This window comes from Vulcanisaeta sp. (genome assembly GCF_049966235.1).
Taxonomy (GTDB): Archaea; Thermoproteota; Thermoprotei; order Thermoproteales; family Thermocladiaceae; genus Vulcanisaeta; species Vulcanisaeta moutnovskia.
Map to the genome: position 1 here is coordinate 1 of NZ_JBMFVA010000046.1, position 3,010 is coordinate 3,010.

The 3,010-nt window shown below is 43.6% G+C and carries 3 protein-coding genes; all 3 read right to left on the reverse strand.

The genetic code is table 11. From position 1 onward, the window contains the following. Positions 1-66: 66 nt before the first annotated feature. The 3 genes from ACP5L5_RS11510 to ACP5L5_RS11520 all read right to left on the reverse strand — a co-directional run bounded on the left by ACP5L5_RS11510 (position 67) and on the right by ACP5L5_RS11520 (position 2,542). Positions 67-456, reverse strand: coding sequence for a hypothetical protein (locus tag ACP5L5_RS11510; RefSeq protein ID WP_428763947.1), 390 nt, complete (start codon positions 454-456; stop codon positions 67-69). 395 nt (positions 457-851) lie between these two features. Next, positions 852-1,676 (reverse strand): hypothetical protein, encoded by an 825-nt coding sequence (locus ACP5L5_RS11515; RefSeq protein WP_428763949.1) that lies wholly within the window; start codon positions 1,674-1,676, stop codon positions 852-854. A gap of 5 nt (positions 1,677-1,681) precedes the next feature. Beyond that, complete coding sequence (locus ACP5L5_RS11520) at positions 1,682-2,542, reverse strand: hypothetical protein (protein WP_428763951.1); 861 nt, start codon at positions 2,540-2,542, stop codon at positions 1,682-1,684. Between the last annotated feature and the right edge of the window lie 468 nt (positions 2,543-3,010).

Sequence of the window (3,010 nt, forward strand, 5' to 3'; positions counted from 1 at the left end):
TTGAAATCATTACCAAGCCTATAAAGAGCAACGCACATGAGTATGAACGGTATTGCCACAAGCAACCTAATGAGATTGATTATCGACGCAGACAACACCATGACCAACTCTGTAGTACGGAATCAAGATCAAGGACTCAGCATAGGAATTACTATGGGTTATGCGGTAGTACTGAAGCAGTGCTTCTATGATGCATGATTGGAGCGTATGTACAGAGGCGTTATAGAGCGCTATGGCGCCATAACCAAGGTAATAACCCAATAAGCTACAGTCGGGCTTAACATAACTTAAATCAATTACTAAAATTGAGCCAGGGTAATCCCTCAGCAACCTCAAGGCATCACTTAGGTTACTGCCCAAATATACAATGTTTGAGCTAAGATTAAGTTGTAAGGCCCTTGAGTAAATACTTCCATATAGACTGGTGGGGCCGACAATAATGACCTTAGCACCCAAGTCTCTGAAGAACCTTATAGAGGCTGCATAATTAAGGAGAATTAGAAGGGTTAAAATGAACCATACCTAACGCCCTAACACTAATCAAAAACAGTAGGGATAGTACACCAAGAACCACTACCAAAGCCACAAACAACCACCCACGTGAGGTGATTCTCACACCCATCAAGAATCACTAATCTACAGAACCCCTTTTAACTCCGCCTATTCATAAAAAGTGGGTTGGGTGGGTTTTACGGTTTATGCCTATTCAAGTGATTTATTTCGAAACGCGGCACAGCATTTAATGTTCATGTGGGGTAGAACCAATGTGTAAATGGCGAGGGGAAAGGTGAGGACGAGGGGTAGGGAAAAGGGAAGGCGATTTTAAAGAAAGCCTCAGCAAGACTACATCACTACGTCTGGAAGTCCTGGTACATACTGCACGTCGTGCCCTGATCATACATCTGCGTATAGGCAACATTAGAACTCTCACCAGCGTTTTGAGCAAGCGAACCTTGGTAAAGATTCACATTGGAGCAGTAGTAGATTTGGCCAGAACCACCAGAGTTGAAGGTCACAGAACCTCCATTAGCTCCTCCACCCCAATTTACATTGGACCTATACCAACGATTCGTGTATTGAGATTGGATATTTATGAAGAGCGTGTAGAATTTTCCATTAGTTGGTACGTATACTTCTTCGTAAATTTGGCTAATCAAGCCATTACTACCAACATAATAAATAATATACCAATGAGCGCCAGAAACGAGGGGCCATGGTACGTTTGTTGCCGTAGGCTGGCTAAAATCAGAAGGCGTGTTATTCCATACTAATTGCTCGGTAAGACATGAAACTATCCATGCCGATAAGTATAGGTTTCCCGTACTACCTGGTCCCCCTGGATAACCGCTTACTAAGCCATAGAATATAACCCCTTGAACCCAATAACCCGTACTACCGACAACTGGATTATAACACACCATGCTATAATCAGGGTTATAAAGCAACAATACCATCCATAAACCATTATATGATTGTACAGTCATTGTATTGGTTATGTATGCATAAGCCGCAACGTAACTTGGCGTTATCCCGTTTGTCGTTACCTCGTAGTTACAGTTACCAATTGGTGTCGAGCAGGAGTTTTGCGCTGTGGCTACTTTAGTAAGCGTAATCGCTAACACGGTTAAGAACACTAGTGTGATTAGCAAGGCCACCCTTAGTTTTTTCACAACCATACCTATCACCCACCACCCACCTTCATTGTTGGTGGTAGTGCTTGTCCTATTGCGTATGATGGTGCTATGCCGGTGACGTACGGCTTTGCGTTTGTTGGTAAGGTTTGTGGTAGCCCCTGTATTGGTTTTGAGACGTTGACTATGTAGATGGTCGGCTCCTCCGTGATGTACCTACCCTCCTCATAGAGTTGCTCCGCAGTAGGCGTCCCGTTAGATCTCAGTGGGAGGAGCCCTATCCAATTATTCTCAACCATTAACTTAACCTCCTCGACCTCGCTGTTCACGACGCATGATGGTAGTGCGTAGGGGACTGCCGAGTATATGACAACGGCGATTGTGTCGCTAGGCGTTACATTAATTGTTGAGAAGCCAACACCGAATGTTGTATCTATGCTGGTTGCGTTCTCGACCTTCACGAACTGCCAGAAGTTCATGGTCTCATTACCATGGAAGTATGGGTGATTGACCGTGTTAATTAGGGACATGACTGGCTCGGACTTGTTATTAAAGGCTACTAACCTACCATTCACGTAGACGCCGATGATCATCGAACCCTCCGAGCTTGTTAGCCTTGATAATGCCGATAGAGTCTCATTAATTATGCCTATTGGGAATGATACGTAGATCACAACGTTATTAACCTCCACTGAACCGTGCGGATGAAGGTAGAGAATAATCATAGTATTGCCGGGTATGATGACATCATCATTGCAGTAGAGGAGTCCATAATCAACGACGTTAGGAAGAGGAAATGCGGGAGGTGACCTAGGCACAAGGAAGAACCTAATAAATAGAGAAGCAACCACGGCAGCAACAATTATCAACGCGGCCACCATTAGCCATTTTGTTCTTGATCCCATAACCATCAGTTTTACTTAATTCACTGGACTTTTTTTACTTCGCCTGTTCTTAAAAAGTGATCCGAGCAGGATTGAGTCCGCCTTGGTCCTCTTTTGTCGCTTTCTCTCATGGTAGCCTTAAGTACCTACGCTGTTAAGATAAGAGGCGGTGAGTAATGAACCCCTGAGGTATAGCGCCGGGGTGCCTCAAACATATCTGTATGGAGGTTATATCTCTATGGAAAAAGCGTAATTAAGCTCATCAAAGAAGTAGTACCATATATACACCATCCTCTTCTCTTAAAAGACTAAGAGCAGGATTAATATTACAATACTGGGACAGAAAGATTACGAAGAGAGTATCCGAAAGGCTCTATGAAATGACAAAATACGATAAAACCAACAGGAAAGACCCAAAATAAACACGCCGTTGAAGCACCGACACACAGCCCCACAAACCCAACTCAGGGTAAAGACTTAAAAAACAAACAAGAT